General features: G+C 44.7%; 17 protein-coding genes and 3 pseudogenes. 12 read left to right on the top strand and 8 right to left on the bottom strand.

The window, feature by feature from the left end:
• Positions 1-116 precede the first annotated feature (116 nt).
• Together OQJ86_RS23595 and OQJ86_RS23590 are read right to left on the bottom strand one after the other, a co-directional pair.
• Positions 117-500, bottom strand: a complete 384-nt coding sequence (locus tag OQJ86_RS23595) for a hypothetical protein (protein WP_038872381.1) — start codon at positions 498-500, stop codon at positions 117-119.
• A gap of 254 nt (positions 501-754) precedes the next feature.
• Positions 755-1,531, bottom strand: a complete 777-nt coding sequence (locus OQJ86_RS23590; RefSeq protein WP_265991442.1) for an AraC family transcriptional regulator — start codon at positions 1,529-1,531, stop codon at positions 755-757.
• 101 nt (positions 1,532-1,632) lie between these two features.
• Here OQJ86_RS23590 and OQJ86_RS23585 point away from each other — a divergent pair, with 101 nt between their 5' ends.
• On the top strand, positions 1,633-2,817 hold the full coding sequence (locus OQJ86_RS23585) for an MFS transporter (protein ID WP_265991440.1): 1,185 nt from the start codon (positions 1,633-1,635) through the stop codon (positions 2,815-2,817).
• 37 nt (positions 2,818-2,854) lie between these two features.
• On the opposite strand, the gene OQJ86_RS23580 is transcribed toward OQJ86_RS23585, so the two are convergent.
• Positions 2,855-4,792 carry an LTA synthase family protein gene (locus OQJ86_RS23580; RefSeq protein WP_265991438.1) on the bottom strand — a complete coding sequence of 646 codons (1,938 nt, stop codon included), beginning with the start codon at positions 4,790-4,792 and terminating at the stop codon, positions 2,855-2,857.
• A gap of 392 nt (positions 4,793-5,184) precedes the next feature.
• Between OQJ86_RS23580 and cysS the strand changes: the two genes are divergently transcribed.
• Complete coding sequence (cysS, locus tag OQJ86_RS23575; protein ID WP_063344841.1) at positions 5,185-6,558, top strand: cysteine--tRNA ligase; 1,374 nt, start codon at positions 5,185-5,187, stop codon at positions 6,556-6,558.
• 70 nt (positions 6,559-6,628) lie between these two features.
• On the opposite strand, the gene OQJ86_RS23570 is transcribed toward cysS, so the two are convergent.
• The 4 genes from OQJ86_RS23570 to proV all read right to left on the bottom strand — a co-directional run bounded on the left by OQJ86_RS23570 (position 6,629) and on the right by proV (position 11,575).
• Complete coding sequence (locus tag OQJ86_RS23570) at positions 6,629-8,038, bottom strand: MATE family efflux transporter (RefSeq protein ID WP_265991435.1); 1,410 nt, start codon at positions 8,036-8,038, stop codon at positions 6,629-6,631.
• Positions 8,039-8,263: 225 nt separating this feature from the next.
• A complete protein-coding gene (proX, locus tag OQJ86_RS23565) occupies positions 8,264-9,271 on the bottom strand; it encodes a glycine betaine/L-proline ABC transporter substrate-binding protein ProX (RefSeq protein WP_265991432.1) in 1,008 nt (335 codons plus the stop codon).
• Positions 9,264-10,382 (bottom strand): glycine betaine/L-proline ABC transporter permease ProW, encoded by a 1,119-nt coding sequence (gene proW / locus OQJ86_RS23560; protein WP_265991430.1) that lies wholly within the window; start codon positions 10,380-10,382, stop codon positions 9,264-9,266. Before proW ends, proX begins: the two co-directional genes overlap by 8 nt.
• 5 nt (positions 10,383-10,387) lie before the next feature.
• Positions 10,388-11,575, bottom strand: coding sequence for a glycine betaine/L-proline ABC transporter ATP-binding protein ProV (gene proV, locus OQJ86_RS23555; RefSeq protein ID WP_265991428.1), 1,188 nt, complete (start codon positions 11,573-11,575; stop codon positions 10,388-10,390).
• Positions 11,576-12,013: 438 nt separating this feature from the next.
• On the opposite strand from proV, the gene OQJ86_RS23550 reads away from it, so the two are divergent.
• The 7 genes from OQJ86_RS23550 (at position 12,014) to OQJ86_RS23520 (ending at position 20,641) form a co-directional block, all read left to right on the top strand.
• Complete coding sequence (locus OQJ86_RS23550; protein WP_038878619.1) at positions 12,014-13,894, top strand: DUF294 nucleotidyltransferase-like domain-containing protein; 1,881 nt, start codon at positions 12,014-12,016, stop codon at positions 13,892-13,894.
• Positions 13,891-14,640 (top strand): 3'-5' exonuclease, encoded by a 750-nt coding sequence (locus OQJ86_RS23545; RefSeq protein WP_265991425.1) that lies wholly within the window; start codon positions 13,891-13,893, stop codon positions 14,638-14,640. The genes OQJ86_RS23550 and OQJ86_RS23545 overlap by 4 nt, the downstream gene beginning before the upstream one ends.
• 217 nt (positions 14,641-14,857) lie before the next feature.
• Positions 14,858-16,522 carry a BCCT family transporter gene (locus OQJ86_RS23540; protein WP_265991423.1) on the top strand — a complete coding sequence of 555 codons (1,665 nt, stop codon included), beginning with the start codon at positions 14,858-14,860 and terminating at the stop codon, positions 16,520-16,522.
• Between the two features lie 371 nt (positions 16,523-16,893).
• A complete protein-coding gene (gene ectA, locus OQJ86_RS23535) occupies positions 16,894-17,427 on the top strand; it encodes a diaminobutyrate acetyltransferase (protein WP_038872407.1) in 534 nt (177 codons plus the stop codon).
• Between the two features lie 35 nt (positions 17,428-17,462).
• A complete protein-coding gene (gene ectB, locus OQJ86_RS23530; RefSeq protein WP_038878614.1) occupies positions 17,463-18,728 on the top strand; it encodes a diaminobutyrate--2-oxoglutarate transaminase in 1,266 nt (421 codons plus the stop codon).
• Positions 18,729-18,741: 13 nt separating this feature from the next.
• Entirely contained in the window at positions 18,742-19,128 is a 387-nt protein-coding gene (locus OQJ86_RS23525) for an ectoine synthase (protein WP_005393369.1), read from the top strand.
• 88 nt (positions 19,129-19,216) lie between these two features.
• Positions 19,217-20,641, top strand: coding sequence for an aspartate kinase (locus OQJ86_RS23520; RefSeq protein WP_265991407.1), 1,425 nt, complete (start codon positions 19,217-19,219; stop codon positions 20,639-20,641).
• Positions 20,642-20,710: 69 nt separating this feature from the next.
• Here the strand turns inward: OQJ86_RS23520 and OQJ86_RS23515 are convergent, their stop codons facing one another.
• Complete coding sequence (locus OQJ86_RS23515) at positions 20,711-21,697, bottom strand: cytochrome-c peroxidase (protein WP_265991405.1); 987 nt, start codon at positions 21,695-21,697, stop codon at positions 20,711-20,713.
• Positions 21,698-22,330: 633 nt separating this feature from the next.
• Here OQJ86_RS23515 and OQJ86_RS23510 point away from each other — a divergent pair.
• The 3 pseudogenes from OQJ86_RS23510 to bla all read left to right on the top strand — a co-directional run.
• Positions 22,331-23,089, top strand: a pseudogene (locus OQJ86_RS23510) (S8 family serine peptidase); the annotation flags it as partial.
• A gap of 64 nt (positions 23,090-23,153) precedes the next feature.
• A pseudogene (locus OQJ86_RS23505) lies at positions 23,154-23,354 on the top strand (IS1 family transposase); the annotation flags it as partial.
• A gap of 292 nt (positions 23,355-23,646) precedes the next feature.
• Positions 23,647-24,048 (top strand): annotated as a pseudogene (gene bla / locus OQJ86_RS23500) (metallo-beta-lactamase); the annotation flags it as partial.
• Positions 24,049-24,125 lie beyond the last annotated feature (77 nt).

Genomic DNA, 24,125 nt, shown 5'->3' with positions numbered 1-24,125 from the left:
TCTCCGTTACAAATCAGCAAAGTATCCAATCTGGAAAAAGAAAAATGCCAGTCAGCTTAACTGACTGGCATTAGCTCAATGAGCTCCTTTTTAATGCGCAGCTACCAAGGTAGCTATCAGATGCGAGACGCGTCGTAACCCGACGCCAGTAATAATTCACGCTCGTGCTTAATGAGCTTCGCACGATCTTCAATCAATTCATTCAGTGCTTGAGAAGGTTCGCCCGCGAGCGCTTTAAACGAATCAAAGGATTCAGCGGTCTCCACCTTATCAATCATCGCGCTGATCACGTTGCGTGCTTCACAAGGGTTACTCTCCGTTGTGAAGTATTCAACTTGTTTTGCCGCGGTTTTCATCTCTGTGAGCAGTTCAAGTGGGCTGCTTTCTTTTGCTACGGCCATGTAGTTATCAAGCACACGCTTCGCATACAACAATTCTTTCAGTGGAATATCTCGACCACTTACAATTAGCGATTCATTAAGGATCATACTTGAGCTCATTGGCATTCCTTTTTTATCAATAATTCAAACTTCTTGGACATTGGCTTGAGTCTAATTTATTGAAGTCTGAATGGGAATGCCTAAAAAGCACATTATTAAACGTTTTTCTGATTATTTACGCCTTGTTAGTGAGTAAGTACGCAAATTGCGTGTTGGGTAGAATCTTCAGAAGATAGGTCAGTCAGGAGCTCTGAGTGTTCGATTGTTTTCTGAGTGCATCAAATGTGGGTGTTATCTGTTCTCAATATTCAATATTAATTCATGAAGAAGCGACCCGGCGTCACCCCAAAGCTATGTTTGAATAGATGATTAAAAGCACTCACGCTGGTAAAGCCACACTCCAGTGCAACGATGGTAACTGGGAGGTTTTGCGCCAACAACGTCAGAGAGAGGAACAACCTTGCTTGTTGACGATACTCGATGAAAGACATGCCAACTTCATTGCGAAACAAACGGCTCAAAGTGCGGCTGCTGACGTTAATTTCCTCTGCCCATTGTTTTAATGAACGATTATCCGCAGGCTCATCCAACAGTGAGTTACAAACCTGCCCAAGTTTGGCATTGTTGGGAAGAGGGATTTGAATGGACGCTTGCGGCGCGACTTTCAACTGATCCAACAAAACCAGAACTATACGCCAATACAGCTCTGTGCTGGCTTGATCGGCCGGTTGCTCAGAAAGGTGAATGATCATCTCACGCAGCATTGGTGATACGTTGAGAACATCACTCTGGTTTGGTAGATCAGTATCGATGCTTGGCAACAAATAAACGTTTTTCATCGCCGCATCCCCATACATGTACACCTTGTGTTTCTCATACGCTGGGATCCACACAGCCCTTTGAGGTGGAACGACCCATAGCTTAGATTCTGTCTCGACCGCCATCACACCACTGCTGGCGTACACCAACTGGTTGTGTTGATGGTAATGCCAACCAATGACGTGCCCATTGGGGTAGTGCTTGGGAATAACCACGGCCTCCAAGCGATTGATACTGGCATCCAAACTGATGGCTTTGATGTTTTGGCTCATTTGAGCAATAGCCTGTCTTGATAGAATCTATACGCCAAATGCTAGCCAGATAAACTGAGCTTGTCATTAATTAGCTATCCGTTATTTGGTTTGGAGTCGAGATGAACCGTTCCTTTCACGCAGGTGTCCTCAATGTGGGCCATGCGCTTAATCATTATTTCTTGCTCATTTTTCCTTCTGTCGTACTAACGCTGCATAAAGAGTGGGACATGAGTTACGCGGAGCTGCTGCAAGTAGGAAGCGCAGCCATGTTGGTTTATGGTGTGATGTCCCTACCTGCAGGTTGGCTGGCGGATCGTTGGAGCCGAAAAGGCATGATGCTCGTGTTCTACTTTGGGATGGGCACCTCTGCGTTACTTACCGCTCTCTCCCAAACACCATGGCAAATGGGATTGGGGCTTTGTGCCATAGCCTTGTTTGCCGCGATTTATCATCCCGTCGGTATCGCACTTATCTTCAGCTCTGCAAACAAAACCGGCAGGGCTATCGCAGTAAATGGACTAGCAGGTAACTTAGGTTTGGCGTTTGCTGCAATGGGAACCGCTTTGTTGTGTCAATGGTTCTCTTGGCAAGCCGCATTTTATGTTCCAGGCCTTGTGTGTTTATTAACTGGGATCGTGTATTGGTATGCATCGAAAGGTGTTACTGATATCGAACATGCGAAAAGTAGACGTGACGACGTAACGATGTCTTTGCGACAACTCAAAGTGCTGTTCGTTTGCGCTGCGGTGGTTGTCTTCTTCGGCGGTTTAGTCTTTCAATCTACAACGACCTCGTTACCTAAAATCATGGACGCACAATTTAGCCAATCATTGAGCCTTTCAAGTACGTTAACCACATCGATTTTTGTTTGTGCCGCGTTTATTCAGCTTGTTGTGGGTGAGCTGCTTGACCGCGTTGATATCAAGAAGCTGCTCGCCTGCATCGCTGGTGGGCAACTGTTATTCCTCCTATTAGCGACGGTTACTCATGAATGGTCATTGGTTCTTGTGTTTGTTGGTTTGATGTTGTGTACATACGCGCAAATACCAGTGAATGATTGGCTTATTGGCCGTTATTCCGATGTGAAATGGCGCTCGAGAATCTACGCCGTTAAGTACACATTAAGCTTTAGTACTGGACCTATCGCGTATTGGCTTATCGCTGCGACTTATGCTCATACACAAGAGTTTGTATTGATGTATTTCATCCTCGCTGGTGGGATGGGGATAGCACTGTTGAGTGCAACGTTAATGCCTTCGTCAAGCAAAAGAAAAACGGCTAGCACCACACTAGTGAAACAGTGAAGCAAAAAGGAGCGCATGTTGCGCTCCTTATCTTTATCTAGTTAGTTACTTTAGAAGAGTACCAGTCGTTTTGGTAAGCCTTAGAGGCAAACAAAGCGTTGGCCTTAGCGCGTTCAATGATAGCTGGGTCCACTTCAATAGGCTTCATCGTTTGGTTATCGAAGTTGTATTGCATGGTCGACACCTTTTCGCCCGGCGAGAATACAACGAGGTTATCTCGGGTTAAGTAACCAAAGTTCTTGTCGTATTGCATCATGGCACGTTCGTCTTTGCGTGCGAGAGGCTTGGTAAGATCACGGCCAATCATCGGCGTTTTCGCATCCACACCAATCAAAGAAAGTAGCGTAGGTGGCATATCTAGGTTATTAGCAATGCGATCATCTTTGCGAGGTTTGATGTCTTTACCCAAGATCAGAGCCGGAATGTGGAAGTGTTTTACAGGCACTAAGTTCGCGCCAGATACACGGGCATCGTGATCGGCAATCACAATGAATATCGTGTCATCCCAATAAGACGATTTCTTGGCTTTATCAAAGAAAGTACCAATTGCGTAATCCGAATACTTCACTGCGTTATTGCGTGTCATGTATTCAGAGTCGTAAGGCTCGATTTTACCTTCTGGATATTCGTATGGGCTGTGGTTACTTGAACTGAATACTAAGCTGAAAAAGGGCTTATCGGTCTTAGACAGGCGTTCAAATTCTTGGTCTGCTTTGGTGTACAGGTCTTCATCGCTCACCCCCCAAGATCCAACAAACTCTGGATTTTCGTAATCTTTCTCTTCAATGATTTGATCAAAACCATTGCCGAAAAAGAAGGTCTTCATGTTGTCGAAATTCGCTTCACCACCATAAATGAACTCAGTGTGGTAGCCGTTGGCTTTCAAAAGGTCTGCGATAGTAAAGAAGTTCGTCTGGCTTTTGCTTAGTTTTACAACTGCACGCGATGGTGACGGTGGGAAGCCTGTCGTTACTGCTTCAATACCACGAACAGAGCGAGTTCCTGTTGCGTATAGCTGTGTAAAGTTCCAACCTTCAGCCATAAGCTTGTCGACATTGGGCGTGAGTGGTAATCCTCCTAGTTCTCCCACAAACTGAGCACCTAAGCTTTCTTGTAGCAAGATGACTAAGTTCTTTGGTTTACCTTGATAGGTCGCTTTATTGCTGTTCATTGTAGGAAGAACTGAAGGATCAAAGTTTGATTTCGCGGAAGAGGAGCGCACAAGTTCTAGCATCTTCTGGTTATCCATTTTTCCATAGAACTGCTCTGCGCTTCTCTCTGACTTCATGTTGTTGACAGCAAACAAGAGAGAGTAAGAAGAATTTAGTGTGAGACCGTTCATCAACGGATCGTTAGAAAACGCTACCATTGCGGGGTTTAGAGGGCGATGACCCAAAGAAGAACGCGCACCCGCGACACCAACCAAAACGACAAGAATGGCAAGGATAGGTCGCCATTTCCAGCTTACTTGTTTCGCGTTGTCGGTTAGTTTCTTGCTCCATTTCCAACCAAGGAAAAGGGTAATTGCCGTGCCTACAGCACCAATGAACAGCTCTAATTTGTAGCCAGTCCAAAGCATGCTGAACACTTCTTTTGGATAAATTAGGTATTCAACAAATAATCGATTTGGGCGTAGGTCGTACTCTTGAATAAAGGGTGCGGTTGCCAATTCCATGTAAACAATGATCCATAAACCTGCGACCATCCAGCAACGTAATACCCATTTCCAGCATTCGCCGACCTTTCCTTGTACAGGTAATAGCGAAGAAAGTAAGCCCGGAAGGATGAATAACCAACAGATGGTGGCAAAGTCTACGCGTAGGCCCTGACCAAGAATATAAATAAGGTCGTTAAAAGATTCGATTCGGTCAGAAAGCCAAATGGCAAGTAAAATCCGCGAAACGGAAAGAAAAGCAAGCGAAAATAGCGCAAATACAGCGATGGGCTGCAAAGGCCCAAACGTGGGCTTCTTCATAAATATTCCCTAATTTACTGATGTAACTGATTTTTATGGTGTGTCTTTTATCAAATAAAACGTGAAGTAAGCGTGAAATATAAGGTTTATTTATAAATTTAATTGTAATGATTGGTACGGCTTTGTAAGAGAGGGTAAAGCCATACGGCGTACGTAGTTCAGTCTGTTGTCGTAAAGTGCGTGATAATTACAAGCTTGATTTCTATGGATTTCTTATTTAGGGTATCTGTATGAACTATTTAGCGATTTCTATCTCAACGAACTGTTGTTGTTGCACTTCTAAAAATGTGCGGCGGCTTTCGTGTAGCTATTAGTTAGCAAAAGATCATACAGACATTAAAGGCCGCCGATGTTTTCATCCGCGGCCTTTTTGCATTTAAAGGAATAACAATATGAGTCAGTCAAAATTACAATTATTCAATACACTGGGGCGCACCCTTGAGCCGTTCAACACCATTAAATCAGGTAAAGTCGGTTTATATGCATGTGGTCCAACGGTGTATGACTACGCGCATGCAGGGAACTTGAGAACCTACCTTTTTGTTGATGTGTTAAGGCGCACGCTTGAGCTCAACGGTTACGACGTAAACCACGTTATGAACATCACGGATGTTGGGCACTTGGTGTCAGACGCGGATACCGGTGAAGATAAAATGGAGAAGGGTGCGAGAAAACAGAATAAGTCTGCTTGGGAGATCGCAAAGTATTTTGAAGATGCGTTTTTAGATGATCTTACTAGCCTCAACATCACTCAGCCTTCCATCATTTGTCGCGCTACCGAGCACATACAAGAGCAGATAGAGTTCGTCCGAGAGCTTGAACAAAAGGGCTTTACCTATCAAACCTCCGATGGCGTTTATTTTGATTCGGCGAAGCTTCCGGATTATGGAAAACTTGCCAAACTGGACCGCGAGGGGTTAGAAGCGGGCATTCGCGTCGAAATGGCGGAGAAAAAGAGTCCAACCGATTTCGCACTCTGGAAGTTTAGCGGTGACACACCAAGACAAATGGAATGGGAAAGCCCTTGGGGAGTTGGCTTTCCGGGATGGCACATTGAATGTTCTGCGATGGCAGAGAAATACCTTGGGGAAGTGTTCGATATTCATGTTGGTGGGGAAGACCATATCCCAGTTCACCACACCAACGAAATTGCCCAATGCCAAGCAAAGAATGGCCACGTTCAAGCAAATTACTGGCTGCATGGCTTCTTCCTCCAATTGAACAAAGAGAAGATCTCTAAGTCCGGCACGTCACTTCGTCTTGATGCGTTAATCGAGAAAGGCTATGACCCGTTAGCTTACCGTTACTTGGTGCTGACTAGTCATTATCGCAGTCATTTGAGCTTTACGTGGGAGAGCTTGGACGCGGCACAAACGGCTTTAAAGCGCCTGAAAACGAAAGTGTCGGCATTACCAGAAGGTGGCAAAGTCGACCAAACGTATGTTGAGCGTTTTATGTCACTCATCAACAACGATTTAGCCATGCCACAAGCGATGGCATTAATGTGGGAGTTGCTTGGAAGTGCATTAAATGACGCGGATAAAAAAGCAACGGCACGCTACTTTGATCGTGTGTTTGGTTTGGATCTTGATAAGGTAGAGGAAGAAGATATTCCTCGCGAGATCTTGGAATTAGTAGAGCTGCGTTTGCAAATGAAAAAGCAGAAGGAATACCAACAAGCTGACGAAATCCGCCAGAAAGTCACCGAACTCGGCTATAGAATCAACGATGCTGGTGATAGCTCAACGGTAAGTAAACAAGGCTAGTAAGCCAGAAAACAAAAAGGCTCACTGCGATAGTGAGCCTTTCTAATTGAAACGATAAACGTTCTCGTCGCTATTGAATCGCTAACTCAGGTTGCGACGCCGTATTCACTTCTGCGGTTTGATTGTACTTCTTAATCACTAGCGTCAATCGAATCAGCATTGCAATTGCTGCGGTGGTTAAGCCGGTTACGATACCAATCCAGAAGCCTTCTTCGCCCATTGCAGGAACGATTTCATCGGTGATACCCAATAACATACCCAGTGGAAGCGCTAAGCCCCAGTAGGCAAGAATCGCCAGAATCATAGGGATTTTAGTATCTTTGTAGCCACGCAGTGCACCGTTTGCAGAGGCCTGTAGCGCGTCACTGAACTGGTACATCGCAGTAAACATCAACAGAGTAGCAGCGGTCGCTGAAACTACAGGATCTGTGGTGTACAAACGAATGATCCACTCAGGGAACAGCAGGAAGAAGCCGACTGAAATCAACGACAGTAGCGCAGCAGTAATAATACCCACCAAACTACGGTGAGAGGCCGTTTCAAGCTTTTGTTCACCCAATGCATGACCAACGCGAATCGTGATACCAAAGGAAAGACTCATCGGGATCATGTACGTCATGCTAGAGATGTTCAGTGCAATTTGTGCCGCGGCAACGTTCTCTGCACCGATACGACCAATCAATAGCGCAATCACCGCGAAGATACTGCCACAAACCGCAATGTTCAAACCAATCGGCATGCCGAGTTTGAACAGCTGTTTTATTTCTTGCCATACTGGTTTTAGCTCAGCGAAGTGCAGAATGTTTTTGTAGTGGTGATGGCTCTTAATATAGCTAAACAGCAGGGCAGACATCAGCCAGTAAACCAAGCTTGTTGCCCAGCCACAACCAACCGCGCCCAATGCAGGCATGCCGAACTTGCCATAAATCAGGATGTAGTTAACGGGGATGTTCACCAACAAGCCGATGACAGAAATCAGCATCGGAGTTCGGGTGTTATTCATCCCTTCACAGAAACCATTCAGCGTATAGAAGAGCGCAATACCTGGAACACCAAACGCTAATGCGACAACATAATCACTGGCAATAGGAATGATCTCAGGAGCAACGCCTAAGCCAACGAGAATGGTTTCACCAAGTAGCAAGTAAACAATCAAGATGGCACTAACAAACGCGGATAGCCACAGCATCTGAATGAAAGAGATACGGATGTTATCTAAACTTTGTGCGCCGCGGTGGTAAGCAACGACAGGCGTTAATGCCATGATGATGCCGCGAAGCAATAGCGAAACGGGTAGCCATAAACTGGTGCCAAGCGCGATCGCAGCAAGGTCGGCTGCACTTACTTGGCCTGCCATTGTGGTATCGATAAAGCCCATCGACTGAGTTGCGAGTTGCATCAAAATGATTGGGATCGACAGGTGTAACAATGCGCCCGATTCTTTAAAAAAACGAGAAAAAGAGGAAGGTGTGTTTTGCATGGATGTAGTTAAACACCAATATCAATGCACCAGTGGAAGCAGGATGGCGTTGTGCATTGTAGGGTGTGCCGCGTAGGCAGGCGCAATATACGGACTTTTGTTCTGCCATTCAATATGTAATTTAGATCACAGAGAAACGATTGCGAAAGGAATTTTGGATAAAAAAGCGCCAGCAGGTTTGGCTGCTGGCGCTTGGTCTTATTTAGGAAGGAATTCGATTGTTAATTACATTGACGCTTTTTTAGCTTCGGCAACCCAAGAATCAAACAGTTGTTGGTTGGCTTTGATCCAGCCATTAACGTGAGACTCGATGTCCGCCGCACTATTTTTACCTTGGCTCATCATCATGTTTTGTGCGCTGACATCATTGATATTCAGCTTAACGATTTCGAACAGTTTTGCGGCAGAAGGTTTTTTTTCAGTGAAATCTTTGTTCGCCACGATTCGCATTGAGTTCATTTCAAACCCATAGTTTTTACCATTCTTAAGTGTGGTATCCACATCTTTACGTTCTCCGGGTAGAGCAGAGAATGGGACTTCTAGCCAAACCACATCTTCGCCCGGAACGAGTACGCCACTTACCCAATAAGGTGTCCACGTGTAGTACAAGATCGGGTCGCCTTTCTTATAACGAGAAATAGTATCCGCAATGATTGCTGCGTAGTTACCTTGGTTGTGTGTGACCGTGTCACGAAGTTGGTAAGCGTTAAGCTGCTCTTCAATTACCATTTCGCAGCCCCAACCAGGGTTACAACCAGTGAGGTCTGCTTTGCCATCGCCATTGGCGTCAAATAGTTTTGCTAGCTCAGGATCTTTAAGTTGACCAATGTTAGTGATGTTGTATTTTTCTGCGGTTTTTTTATCGATTAAGTAGCCTTGAGCCGCACCACTAACGTACTGGCCTTGGCGGTAGAATTTATCATCACCACCTGACATCGTGTATTTGTCTGCGTGCAAAGGGAACCAACCCACAGCTAAGAACGTAGCATCGCCTTTTGCGATCGAAGTGTAGCCAACGTTGTAATCGACTTCCTTAGTTGGTTGAACATCGTAGCCCAACGCTTGAAGCGCGCGGTTAACAATAAGAGTTTGAAACGTTTCTTCCGCAACCGTTGATTGAACTGGTTGAACTGAAACGCCTTTACCCGGTAAGTCATTCGCTAAAGCTTGAGTCGAAAACGCCATCGTTGCTAACGTTCCAGCTGTTAGCGCTTTCTTCCATGAATTAGTCATTTATGTTTCTCCTAAGTTTGAGATCAGGTTGGTTTGATTTGTTGGTCAGTTTTAAAAGGTAAGAAACTGGACCGGTGTGGTACCAACGTAACTTCGTGTTACCCGCGTTAGCGCCTAAAACTTGTGTGATACGGTCGAGTAGAATGGCAAGGATTACGATACCTAAACCGCCCACCGCTGCTAGCCCCATATCCAAACGTCCGATTCCACGTAATACCATTTGTCCCAACCCACCAACTGCGATCATAGAGGCAGTTACCACCATAGAAAGGGAGAGCATCAGGGTTTGGTTTACGCCTGCCATAATAGTCGGTAGGGCAAGGGGAAGTTGAATGCGGTACAGCATTTGCTTTTTGCTGGCTCCAAATGAGTGTCCGGCTTCAATCAGCTCTTCTGGGACTTGTTGAATACCAAGAATGGTCAAGCGAACCACGGGAGGCAATGCAAAAATAATGGTGACCACCACGCCTGGTACGTTCCCGATGCCAAACAACATGACGATAGGTACCAAGTAGACAAAAGCAGGGGTGGTTTGCATTGCATCGAGTATGGGCCGTATGAACTTAGCGGCGGTGTTGTTTCTTGCCAGCCAGATACCAAGTGGTAATCCAATGATCAGACAGAAGAATACGGATGTCAGTACTAATGCCAAGGTCGTCATTGCTTGGGACCAAGCACCTATCAGCCCAATGAAGACTAATGAAGCGAATGTCGACATCCCCAAACGCAAATTAGAAAATTGCCATGCTAATAAAAAGAGAATGATGAGCATGAACGGGGCAGGTGTAGAGACGAGCGCCGTTTCAAATGAGGAGAGAATGAAATCAATGGGAACGCGAATTGCTTGAAAGACCGGACGTCCATGTTCGACGAGCCAATCTAACCCAGATTCTACCCAAGTATCCAAAGGAAGGACCGCATCTTGAAAGGGGTTCATGATATCAAAAGGGGCTTCTTCAACGGTTTCAGAATTCAACCAGTCTATACTTGACGTCGCTTCACTGCCTTGTGACCAAGGGTCACTTTGTTCTGTTGTGGCTGTTGACCACGGGTCGGTTTGTTCCGCTTCTGTCGTTGACCACGGATCGTTAGTGGTTTGTTCTGTTGACATGATGACTAATCCTTATCCAACGTTTGCAGAAGACGTGATTTTGTCACGACACCATAATAGTGGCCTTGCTCGTCGACAACTGGGACGGCATAAGGGACACCAGCGACGACACCAAGAATGTCGTTGATTGCTTGGTCTGGCTGGAGGGTGATTTCGTCGATCAATTGTGCACTGGCTAGTGAGCGATTTTCTTTGTGGGCAATGCGTAACGAATCAAGAGAAACAATGCCAGAATAGTGGCTGGATTTATCAATGACTATGCCGTAATCGCGGTCGTGATCCATCAATATCTGCATTGCAGACCCAGGACCATCATGTTCGGACTTCTTGAAAACAGCGGCTGGCTTTTTTCGAGCGATGTCTTTCACGGTCAGTACGTTTGCAACGTTAACACCTCGGAAAAAGGCTTCCACATAATCATTGGCAGGGTTATGAAGAATCTCATCTGGTGTACCGACTTGAACCACGTCGCCATTCTGCATGATGGCAATACGATCGCCGATTCGCATGGCTTCATCTAAATCGTGAGAGATGAAAACAATCGTACGTTTATCGTCATTTTGCAGTCGAATAAGTTCATCCTGCATTTCGGTTCGGATAAGTGGATCGAGCGCTGAAAAGGCTTCATCCATTAGGAGGATATCAGGGTCACACGCGAGAGCTCGAGCGAGGCCAACTCGTTGCTTCATTCCGCCAGACAACTCATCCGGATAGGATTCTGAGTAGGCATCAAGGCCAACGCGTTGTAAGGCTGACAACGCACTTTCTTGCCTGTCTTTGAGGTTCACACCGGCGAGTTCAAGGCCAAAAGCAGCGTTTTCAATCACCGTCATGTGAGGCATGAGCGCGAAGTTTTGAAAAACCATGGAAATGTTATTGCGGCGAACTTCTCTAAGTTCATCTTCAGAAATGTGGGCAATGTCTTTACCTTTTAGGTAAACGCTGCCTTTGGTTGGCTCAATTAAGCGATTGAGAAGACGAACGAGTGTGGATTTTCCTGAGCCAGATAGGCCCATAATGACAAAAATCTCACCTTCATTGATGGAAAGAGAGACATCGTTAACGCCAACCGTTAAACCTGTTTGTTCAAAAATACGATCTTTATCGATGCCTTTCTCAATCAGTGAGAATGCGCGATCAGGATCGTCACCAAACACCTTATACAGTCCCTTAACTTCCAGTATGGGATCCATGTAAATCATCCTTAATTTTGAATGTTTTGTAGTAAAACGTTTCGTACTCTAAGTAATGTTTGGGAAAATTTCAATGTTCGATAAAAGGTTTGTGTGGTGACGTTACACAGATTAGACATAAACAGCTTAACCAATGATTTGGCTTTAAATGACGTAAAAACAGTGCGTTATGTTTATTTGTAGTGCGTCGCAAAAGTGGGTGAAATGGCCTGTGAAATATTTTTGAATTTATTGTGGTTGATGAGTGACATTTTGATCCTAACGAAATCTTTCGTAAATAGGCCGTTTTAGAATGTTTTAAGTTAGAGTTCGAACTAATGTGTTGGTGACATGTTCTGCTATTTGAGTCGATTCATACCATCACTGGATTTATTTATTGCCTGATTGAATGCTTGGTGATATTTATCGCTGAAGTTTAGGCAATGCATGGAATAAAGAATGGAAGCCGAGCAATTAGAAGTACTCAATTTCATTAGCCAATACCCTCCCTTTGATGACTTACCAGAGACGCACCTGAAAAATATCGCAATGAACGCTGAAGTGGCTTACTACCGCGCAGGCTCAGATATTTTAAAGAAAGGTGACGATATTCGTGATCTGTATATGGTTCGCAGTGGCGTCGTCGAAATTTTCCGCCGCAAGGGGGAGCTGTATAACCGAATTGATGCTGGTGGTTTGTTTGGACAAATGGGGTTGTTGATGAATAACCGTGTCCGTATGCCAGCTAAAGCAATTGAAGATACATTGGTGTATTGCATCCCAGAGGGCATCTTCAACGAATTGTGTGATGAGTTTGAGAATTTCGCTGATTTCATGGAATTGGAAGACAGTGCAAGACTAAGAACCGTGGTTTCGAACCAGTCTGATGGCAACGATTTTACCACCGCAAAAGCGAGAAAGATTCTTAGCCGAGAGCCAGTAACCTTAGCTGCTACCGCGACAATTCAGGAAGCGGCAATACTGATGGCAGAAGAGGGCGTCACGGCATTGTTGATCGTGCGTCCAGAAGAAGAAATTACCGAAGATGATGATGACCAACTCTTAGGCATCCTGACCGACCGTGATTTGTGTATACGCGTTTTAGCTGAGGGTAGGGAGACCAACATACCCGTAAGTGAGGTGATGAGTTACGACGTCGTATCTCTTGATAACAGTGCGTATGTCTTCGAAGCCATGCTGACCATGCTGCGCTATAACGTGCACCACCTGCCAATCCTCAAAGACAAAAAACCGATTGGTGTACTCAGTATGACGGATATCGTCAGATACGAGTCGCAAAACAGTTTATTGCTTGTGAGTTCGATATTCCAACAGAACACGATCGAAGATCTTAAAGCGGTATCGAAACAAGTGAAAGACTGTTTTGTCCGTATGGTGAGTGAAGATGCGAACGCCCATATGGTCGGCCGAGCGATGTCGGTTATTGGCAGTAGCTTCAAGCAGCGTCTTGCTGAGTTAGCAGAACAAGAGCTTGGCCCAGCACCTATTCCGTATTGTTTGCTCGCAATGGGGTCCATGGCGCGTGATGAGCAATTGATCGTCACGGACCAAGATAACGCATTGATTCTCGATAACAGCTACGAACCAAGTGAGCATGGTCAGTACTTTGAGCAATTTGCTAAGTTTATTTGCGATGGGTTAGCAGAATGTGGTTACACCTACTGTTCTGGCGACATCATGGCAACTAATCCAGAATGGCGCAAAACGCGCTCAGAATGGGAAGCGTGTTTTGCTAACTGGATTGATGACCCAACACCGGAGCGTCTGCTCAATAGCAGCATTTTCTTTGATCTATTAGGTGTGCATGGCCGAGTGAAGTGGGCAGAGCAATTAAGCGGATTCATTGTTCGCCGCGCGAAGAAGAACAACCGATTCCTCGCTTGTATGGCCTACAACGCAATTCGTCGAACACCACCTCTGGGTTTCTTTAAAGACTTTGTGATGGAGAAGGATGGCCGTCATCGAAACTCCATTAACTTGAAACGTCGCGGCACTGCACCGATGGCGGACTTGATTCGTGTCCATTCTCTTGCCATTGGCTCTCGCTCACAAAATTCATTCGAGCGTCTGGATGACATCAATAACGCTGGGATCTTGCCGAAAGGGCGAGGGATGGACTTGAAAGATGCCATGGAACTTATTTACATGGTACGTATTCGTCATCAGGCATTGGATATTGAAAATGGCGAAGAGCCGGACAACAACATCGAGCCTGAACATATGTCTGAGTTTGAGCGCCGTAATTTAAAAGCCGCCTTCCAGATTCTAAGTAACGCGCAAAACTTCATTAAGTTCCGTTATCAGAGAAGCAGTAAATGATGTGGTTTTTTAAACAACAGCAAGATGCACGTGATTTACTAGATACCAGCCAGACACCTGATTGGCCCGTTTTCTTTGAGCAACTTGCCGCGCAAGCGAAAGATGATCGATTAAAACGTTATTACTCTGCGCCTATTGTGAATGGTGATACGCCATTAAAAGAGGTACCTTTTGTCTCCGTCGATTTTGAGACCACGGGTTTAAATGCAGAAGAAGACGCCATTCTTACTATTGGCTTAGTTCCGTTTACTCTGGAACGAGTGCAATGCAGTGGCTCGCGTCATTGGGTGGTGAATCCAAATCGAGAATTGAATGAAGAATCGGTTGTGATTCATGGTATTACCGATTCAGAAGTGAAGAGTGCGCCGCAACTTAATCAAATCTTAGAGGCTATATTGGCAGAACTCTCAGGCAAGATTGTGGTGGTGCATTACAAAAATATTGAGCGTCAATTCTTTAACAATGCCTTGTTGAATAGCATAGGTGAGGGGATTCAATTCCCTGTTGTAGATACCTTGGATATTGAATACGCGATTCAGCGTCGTCAATGTGAAGGTTGGTTAAATAAGCTCAAAGGTAAAAAGCCGGGCTCGGTGCGTTTAGGGCACGCTCGTGAAAGATATCATCTGCCAGTATATCAACCTCATCATGCACTTACGGATGCACTTGCGACAGCGGAACTGCTACAAGCGCAACTGCAATACCATTTTGACGGGGACATGCGATTGTCTACGATTTGGCAATAACCACGCTGCAATTTAGCCATAAAAATAATTAGTCGTCCCGATAACGAAATGCAATGCGATATCGGGGCGTTTAACGTTAAAATTACACAGTAGAGTAACAATTCTAATAGCGGCGCAACGATCGCAATAAGCTTTGCAGCAAGTGGCGCGAAAAGCCATCCCTTCGATTCCTACAACGATTTTTTTAATTTGGCCACGTATTTTAAGGAGATAAATCGTGAGCACTGACAACAATGGCGGTATACAGCGCCCCGACGGTAAGGTGAACCCGATCGATACTGATTACCAGATTGGTCAGGATAACGTCGCGTTAAAAGTCGGTCCTTTTGGACTTGATATTCACAACCGTGTATTTGCTATTTCAGGCATGTCGATCATCCTGTTCGTAGTGTTAACACTGATATTCAGACAACAAGTAGAACCGTTCTTTGCGGGTTTGCGTGGTTGGCTGGTATCAAACCTTGATTGGTTCTTCCTATCTGCGGGCAACGTGTTTGTCGTGGTGTGCTTGATCCTGATCGTCACGCCACTTGGTCGTGTTCGTATCGGTGGTACAGAAGCAACGCCAGATTATACTTATGCCGGTTGGCTTGCGATGCTATTCGCAGCTGGTATGGGTATCGGTTTGGTGTTCTTTGGTGTATCTGAGCCAATGTCTCACTTTAGTGCGGCACTAGGTGGTGTAAACGTTGAAAACGGCGTTCGTACTGACTGGGCTCCACTGGGTGCTGCAGAAGGGGACACCTCGGCTGCGTCTGCACTTGGTATGGCGGCAACGATTTACCACTGGGCTCTGCATCCATGGTCTATCTATGCACTGTTAGCTCTTGGTTTGGCGATTTTCTCGTTTAACAAAGGCTTGCCTCTAACGATGCGTTCCATTTTCTACCCTCTTTTTGGTGAGCGCGTTTGGGGCTGGACTGGTCACGTGATCGATATTCTTGCCGTAGTTGCAACGGTATTTGGTCTAGCGACTTCTCTTGGTTACGGTGCATCGCAAGCGGCAACAGGTCTTAACTTCCTGTTCGGTATCCCAATGACAGACACCACGCAAGTTGTGTTGATCATTATCATCACGGCACTTGCATTGATCTCTGTGGTTGCGGGCCTAGATAGTGGTGTTAAGCGTCTGTCTGAAATCAACATGGGTTTAGCGGCGCTATTGCTATTGTTCGTGATCATTGTTGGTCCAACTATGGCGATTATGACGGGCTTCTTTGACAACATTGGTGCTTACCTAGCGAATATTCCTGCATTGTCGATGCCGTTTGGTCGTGAAGACGTGAACTACTCGCAAGGTTGGACTGCTTTCTACTGGGCATGGTGGATTTCATGGTCACCATTCGTAGGCATGTTTATTGCGCGCGTATCTCGTGGTCGTTCTGTTCGTGAGTTTATCGTGTGTGTAATTTTGATCCCATCTACAGTGTGTGTGTTATGGATGACCGCATTCGGCGGAACGGCGATCAGCCAATACGTGAACGATGGTTACCAAGCAGTATTTGATGCAGAACTGCCTCTTAAACTGTTCGCTATGTTAGACGTGATGCCACTTTCTCAGATCACTTCTATCGTGGGTATCATCCTAGTAGTCGTATTCTTCATTACGTCAGCTGACTCTGGCTCTTTGGTTATCGATACGATTGCCGCGGGCGGTAAAGTGGATGCGCCAACACCACAACGTGTGTTCTGGTGTACATTCGAAGGCTTGGTAGCAATTGCACTGATGCTTGGTGGCGGTCTAGCAGCGGCACAGGCGATGGCGGTAACAACGGGCTTGCCATTCACAATCGTACTTCTTGTGGCGACAGTGTCTTTGGTGAAAGGCCTAATGGATGAGCCTCGTCCAAAATCTAAATCAGCGAAAAAAGCGAAAGCGTAACGCGAATCTTTTCTCTGATAAATTTCAATAAAAAACGGCATGCTTAGGCGTGCCGTTTTCTTTTCTTATGCTTTATTTCTTTTTCTCACCCAATCTGTTGCATTAATACCGAATGGAAGGATTTCTTACGGTTGTAATCATTTCTTTGGGTGGGCTGCTGACGAATAGTGACGCTGTATCGTCTAATTTCTTACGTTGCCCTATAAATACATTAGAGCTCAAACTAATTTTTATTTCACCCTCAACCACTAATGATGTGACATTGATCGACTTAATGACGATTAATCTCTTGTTTATTTGATTTTTAGCTATGAGAGATGCCCATAATAAAAAGGAAATTTAATTAGAACACGAAGGATATGTATCTACACATGATCACATCAGCTCCTTGGGTGATGTATCCAGAAATTGGAGAAGACCCAAGCAAAAAATGGATTTTTCGTGAGCCAGAAGTGTCGGATGGTGACAACGTCTACAGCTTGATAGCAGATTGTCCACCACTCGATATGAACTCTTCATATTGCAATTTCCTTCAGTCTACGCACTTCAGCAAAACCTGTATTTTGGTTGAGCATAAAGGCGAGCTCGCAGGGTTTATCTCTGGTTATCAAAAGCCAGATGAACCTAATGTGTTGTTCGTCTGGCAGGTCGCCGTCGCTCCTCGTTTTAGAGGCAAGGGTTTGGCTTTTCAAATGCTCGACAATTTATTAAAGCGAGAAGGGCTTGAAGGCATCGACACCGTCGAAACCACAATTACTAAATCTAATGAGGCATCTTGGGCACTATTTAAAAAACTCGATGCTCAAAATAGTAATGCTGGCGAGGTGACCACTTTCTTGGACGAAAAAGATCATTTCAAGGGCAAACACGATACGGAATACCTGTATCGCATTCCCCTCAATTAACTCCCACCCAATAGGAATCAAATAACGGTCTCATCATGGATATTTTCAAAAAGCAGGAATCCAACGTACGTTCATACTCAAACAGTTTCCCGGTTGTCTTTCGCAAAGCAAAAGGTTCCTGGCTAGAAACAGAACAAGGCGAACGTTACCTCGATTTCCTTGCTGGAGCGGGATCTCTAAATTACGGTCATAACAATCCAGTACTCAAGCAAGCGCTCCTTGAGTACATTGAAATGGATGGCATTACACACGGCTTAGACATGCACTCAGAAGCAAAAGCCGCTTTTCTTGAAGCCTTGAATAAGTACATTCTTGAACCAAGAGCGCTTGATTACAAAGTTCAATTCACTGGCCCAACGGGAACCAACGCTGTTGAAGCCGCCATTAAATTGGCAAAGAAAGTGAAAGGGCGCAGTAGCATCGTAGCTTTCACCAACGGTTTTCATGGCTGTACGGCGGGGGCGTTAGCGGCAACGGGTAACCAACATCATCGCCAAGGCGCGGGCTCTAGTCTTAACAACGTCACTCGTATTCCTTTCGAAGGTTATGCTGATATTGATGGTCTCAAACTGTTTGAAACCATGTTGACCGATAACTCGGCGGGTATGGATAAGCCAGCGGCAGTACTGCTAGAAACCGTGCAAGGTGAAGGTGGTCTAAATGTGGCATCCAACGCGTGGCTGCAGCGGTTAAGCAAGCTGTGTAAAGCACACGATATCTTATTGATTGTTGACGATATCCAAGCAGGGTGCGGCAGAACAGGTACATTCTTCAGCTTTGAGCCATCGGGTATCAAGCCAGATATGGTGACTCTGTCTAAATCCATTGGTGGTTATGGTCTACCAATGGCTATTGTGCTCTTAAAGCCAGAACTTGATCAGTGGAAACCAGGCGAGCATAACGGCACATTCCGAGGAAATAACCACGCGTTTGTGACTGCTACGAAAGCACTCGAGGCTTACTGGTCAAACGATAACTTCGAAACGCACATTAAGCGTTGCTCAAGCATGGTTAATGAAGTTATTCAACGTTCGGTTCAACGATTCCCTGAGTTGTTTGTACAGCGCAAAGGCCGCGGCATGATGATCGGAATTGAATGTAAGAACGGTCAAATCTCAGGCGATATTGCTAAAACCTGTTTCGACAATGGCATGGTGATTGAAACTGCAGGACCAAATGATGAAGTCGTGAAGTTCTTCTGTCCATTGACCATTTCAGAATCCGAACTTACGCAAGGGCTGAATATCTTCGAGGGTTCAGTCGAAGCCATCGCAAGCAAACATTTCAAACAAGCATCATAGCAAGGAAAGAATTATGATCGTTAGAACACTCGATGAGTGTCGCAATAGCGAAAGACGTGTTGTGTCGGATAACTGGGAAAGCGTACGTATGTTATTGAAAGATGACAACATGGGCTTCTCATTCCATATCACGACGATATACGAAGGAACAGAAACGCACATCCATTATCAGAACCATCTCGAGTCGGTATTTTGCATGAGTGGAGAAGGGGAAATAGAAGTCGTAGGTGGCGAAACCTATCCAATTAAACCCGGCACACTGTACATCCTTGATAAGCATGACGAACATTATCTTCGTGCATACAAAAACAAAGAAATGGTGATGGCATGCGTGTTTAACCCACCAATTACAGGTGCGGAAGTGCACGATGAGAACGGTGTTTACCCTCTGGTTGACTAGCCTAACTCTATAAACATTTGAAATGGGGTGAAGCTTCACCCCATTTTCTTTTCCTTTCTTTCAAATTACCAATCATTAAGGCCCTCTCATGACATTTACCGTAGAAAAGATCGGCGGTACTTCGATGACAGCATTCGATGCTGTGCTTGATAACATTCTCCTTCGTCCACAAAACCCTTATAACCGTATTTTTGTCGTTTCTGCCTACGGTGGTATGACGGATGCATTACTGGAATGCAAAAAAACCAGCAAGCCAGGCGTCTATCAATTGATTGCCAAGCGAGATGAAGCATGGGAGGAGGCGTTAGATTATGTTGAAAGTCGAATGCTACTGACCAATGAACATATCTTTGCTGACCCAATGAATAGAATGCGTGCGGATAAATTCATCCGTTCTCGCATCGCAGAAGCTAAAAACTGTGTCACCAACATTCTTGAAACTTGTCAGTATGGTCAATTTTCTCTACGTCATTATTTGCCTCAAATTCGTGAATTTCTCTCCTCGATAGGTGAAGCACACAGTGCCTATAACACGGCTTTGAAATTGAAAAATATCGGCATTAACGCAAAGTTTGTCGATCTTTCTGGTTGGGATAACCAAACACCCAAAACACTGGATGAATCTATCTCTGATGCCTTTGCTGAGATTGATGTTACTCAAGAATTGCCAATTGTCACAGGGTATGCCTACTGCAAAGAAGGTTTAATGCACACCTATGATCGCGGTTACAGTGAGATGACGTTCAGTCGCATCGCTGCCATGACTAAAGCTGATCTGGCGATTATCCATAAGGAATACCATCTAAGTTCTGCCGATCCGCGAGTGGTTGGTGCCAATAACGTTAACCCTATAGGCTCGACTAACTATGATGTGGCTGATCAACTGGCAAACTTAGGGATGGAAGCCATCCATCCCAATGCTGCAGCGGGTCTACGTGAGAGCGGTATTGAGTTACAAATAAAGAACACGTTTGAGCCTGAGCACCAAGGAACGTTAATCTCAGCAGACTATCGCCCAGAGAATGATCGTATTGAGATTATTGCAGGTAAACAAAAGGTGTTTGCACTTCATTTGTTTGACCAAGCGATGGTAGGCAAAGTAGATAATGTCAGTTACGAACTGATGGAAATCATTGCGGACGCTCGCGTTAATCTGATTGGGAAGGAGATGAACGCAAACTCAATCACTTATTACCTAGGCGGCAGCATTGATAGTTTAAACAAAGTGCTCTACAAGGCTGAAAAGCGCCACCCTAAAGCATCAATTACAGGAAAAATGGTCGCGTTGATCTCCGCGATTGGTTCTCAGATTGACACTAATAAAACTTTAGCGAAAGGCGTGCTAGCGCTGATGAACAGTGGGGTAACACCGATCGCGCTCCATTCATCAATGAGAAACGTAAATGTACAGTTTGTGGTCAGTGATGGCGAGTATAAACAAGCGATTTGTGCACTGCACGAAGAGTTCTTTGAGCAAGGCAGTACAATGAAAAAATCGGTGAGCGTTGCTTAAAGCGTTTAGTTGGTAATGGAAATAGTAAAGGAGCCAATTGTGGCTCCTTTGTGTTTCTTATCGAACAATTTAGATATTCGGGCGAGCAGTCTCGTTAGTGGATGGCGGTAAGTGAGGCAACGTCACTTCCGGTTGATCACCCGTTAGAGAACGTAAGAACTCAGTGATTTTTCCAGACTCTTCCTTCGTCAGCTTTTGGCCAAGTTGTAAATCAGCCATCATCGACACCGCTTCTTCTAACTCCCAAACTGAGCCATCATGGAAGTAAGGGTAGGTCAGTTCAACATTTCTTAGTGTCGGTACTTTGAAGACAAACTTATCGAAATCATTACCCGTGATCGCTTTACGTCCCACATCTGGGTTATCCGTTGCGAACGGCTTCACTAAGCCCATTTTTTGGTACATTTGACCTCCAGCGAGAGGGCCGCTGTGACACGCTGTACAACCTTTCGCTTTGAATAAGTTGTAACCCTCGACCTGTGCGGTAGTGAGTGCATTATCGTCGCCTTTTAACCAAAGATCGAATGGCGCGTTTGGTGTACGCAAGGTTTGTTCGAACGTTGCAATCGCATCGGTGACGTTATCAATATCTATGGTCTCAGTCCCATACGCTTCTTTAAACCACTCGCGATATTGTGGAATCGACTTGAGCGTGTCGATCGCAAGCTGGTGGCTAAAGGCCATTTCGAGTGGGTTTTCTATAGGGCCAGCCGCTTGTTCTTGCAAATCTTTTGCGCGCCCGTTCCAGAACTGAACAAAGTTCAAATCTGAGTTAAACACCGTCGGTGAGTTGATAGGACCAATGGCCCATTTATGACCAATGGAGCTTGGTAGGTTATCGACGCCACCTTTTGCGATGTTATGGCAAGAGTTACAAGAAATGGTGTTGGAGGCGGATAAACGAGGTTCAAACCACAACGTTTTACCCAGTTCTACTTTCTTAGCATCAAGGCCAGAAATAGGCTCAATGACCTTGATTGGCTCTGCAGATTGGCGCTCTGCATAGGCTCCGAAAGATAGGACTGACAAGGCGCTCACTGCTATAAGAATTTTCATAATAACTTCCTTTTTAATTGATTTTTCACTCTCACTAGGGCGGCGTACTTCTTATTGGTACGCTCTGGAAGTCACGGTATAGCAATCGTTTTATTCGATAAAATGCAAAAAATCGATGGTTTTTATGGCAAAAAACGATGTTAAAAACGCACAAACTTTGCACGATTTGATTTTGCTAGCTTCCCAAGCAGTTGGTCACCTTTCATTTACAAATATGCAAAGAATATAAACGACAGGTTCGTTGATTTAGGTCAATTATGCAATTAAATGAACTTGAGAGCTGGAGTCTCTAGTTTGAAGAAAAAGTGGAGATTTTATCGCCCAAATAGGGCGTTGGTAGAGGACATATAACAGCCAACAAGTCCGATGTTTAGAATTATTCTATTTTAGGGAGTTTGCTCTAACTCTGAGTCAATCATTACATTTCAATTTCAAGAAAGGTTTGGAATTGGTCATGTTTCTGAGTATACGAATTATTATCAGTTACGCATCCGGTTGCGCATTGTTCTAGGTTGAATCGTGTAACGTCACTGCAGCACGTATTGAGCGTATTACGCTGATTGTCTGTGTTTTCGTGTTGACAGTTTGGTACTAGGTAAAAATCAACAACACCATGATTTCAAGGAACATTTTATGTCAAAGAAACTACTTACTTGTTGTATAACCTCGGCAATCTGTTTTCATTCTGCTTCCGTTTACTCTCAATCAACGGATCTGCCAGGTGCTTCTGATTTACAACAAGCCCCTGCAGCGTTGATGCTCGCTCCGGACGATGTCGCCATCGCTGATCGTTATATCGTGGTCTTTAAACAGCCGCAAATGATGCCGAGCGACTCTCCATATTTTCAACAGTCCACGCAACAATCGGTGGACAGTATGTCCGGCTTATACTCAATACAGGTAGAGTCCGTATTTGATCGCTCAATTAGCGGCTTTGTTGCCACGTTGAATACAAATCAGCTGGACGAACTGCGTGCTGATCCGAGAGTAGACTACATCGAACAAGATAAAATGCTAACGCTTGAACCGATAGTCTCGGTAGAAGCGAACCAAAGCAATGCTATTTGGGGCCTTGATCGAATTGATCAGCGCAGCCTACCGCTTGATAGCAATTACAACGCCAACTTTGATGGCTCTGGGGTAACGGTTTATGTCATCGATACAGGTGTGAACAATTCACACGTCGAGTTTGGTGGGCGTTCTGTTTCTGGCTACGACTTTGTCGATAATGATTCAGACTCAAGTGATTGTAATGGGCATGGTACTCACGTAGCTGGCACCATCGGCGGCAGCTTGTATGGTGTAGCGAAGAACGTCAACATTGTCGGCGTTAGAGTATTGAGCTGTAGCGGATCAGGTTCAACATCCGGAGTTATTGCTGGCGTGGATTGGGGTCATGACTCCAACATGTAGATTTGAGTTATAATGATCGTCCTTTTATTCAAAACTAGAACTTATGGCTACCATTCAAGTTAACTGTCGGTTTTGTAATCAAACTGATCATGTTCGTAAGCATGGCATCAGTGTGTCTGGCTTTCAGCGATTTCGCTGCCTTGAGTGCCAGCGCTCATTTCAGCTTGATTATACTTATGAAGCATACAAGCCTAATATCAAAGAAAGAATTGTTGATTTGGCTATGAATAGCTCTGGAGTAAGATAAATTAGTCGAATTTTTGTCATTATTGTTGATACAATACCAATCAAGGTTAAGACCATAGACACAGGAAAACAAAACGTTTGAATATACTAAAATTGAACATGTCACTTTTTATCTTTAGTATGCTTTTAATTTTCAGTTCCCATGCTTTAGCTGAAATTAAGATGGATAAACTCTCAGAAAACTTATATTTAGTGAAGTCATTTAAAAAATAATAAATGTTTATGATAGCAATAACCCTAAATTATTAGATGCAAATGCAGTTCTTTTTATTTAAGGAAAAAATGCATATTTAATTGACACTCCTTGGAATGCTTCAGATATGCCTGATTTAATGAGCTGGATAGAAAAGAAAAACTTAACTCTGAAGAAAGTTCTTATTACTCATTCGCATGAAGATAGAAGTGCTGGGATATCTTATCTAAACAAGCATAATATCCCTACTTACTCCTCCCTGAAAACTAGAGATTTTTTAAATAGAGACGGATTCGCCCTTACCAAATATACATTCACGCAAGAAGAGTTTTCTTTTTTTCCAGGAAAAATTGAAGTTTACTACCCAGGGCCTGGTCATACGGAGGACAACCTTACAGTATGGTTTCCGACTGAAAAAATCTTGATGGGCGGGTGTATTCTAAGAGACGAGCATTCGGATACGTTGGGGTGGATTGGGCTTTGTTGCTTAATTCGCTGAGAAGACATGGCAGCCCCATGTTGAGCAGTTCTTAAACAACATGCTGAGTTTCAGGCATACCGAGCCCTGTGAGCTTA

Origin of the sequence: Vibrio sp. Sgm 5, assembly GCF_026241575.1 — a bacterium.
GTDB lineage: Bacteria > Pseudomonadota > Gammaproteobacteria > Enterobacterales > Vibrionaceae > Vibrio > Vibrio jasicida.
The sequence above is the reverse complement of the archived record's forward strand: the minus strand, read 5'-3'. Positions and strand labels throughout refer to the sequence as shown.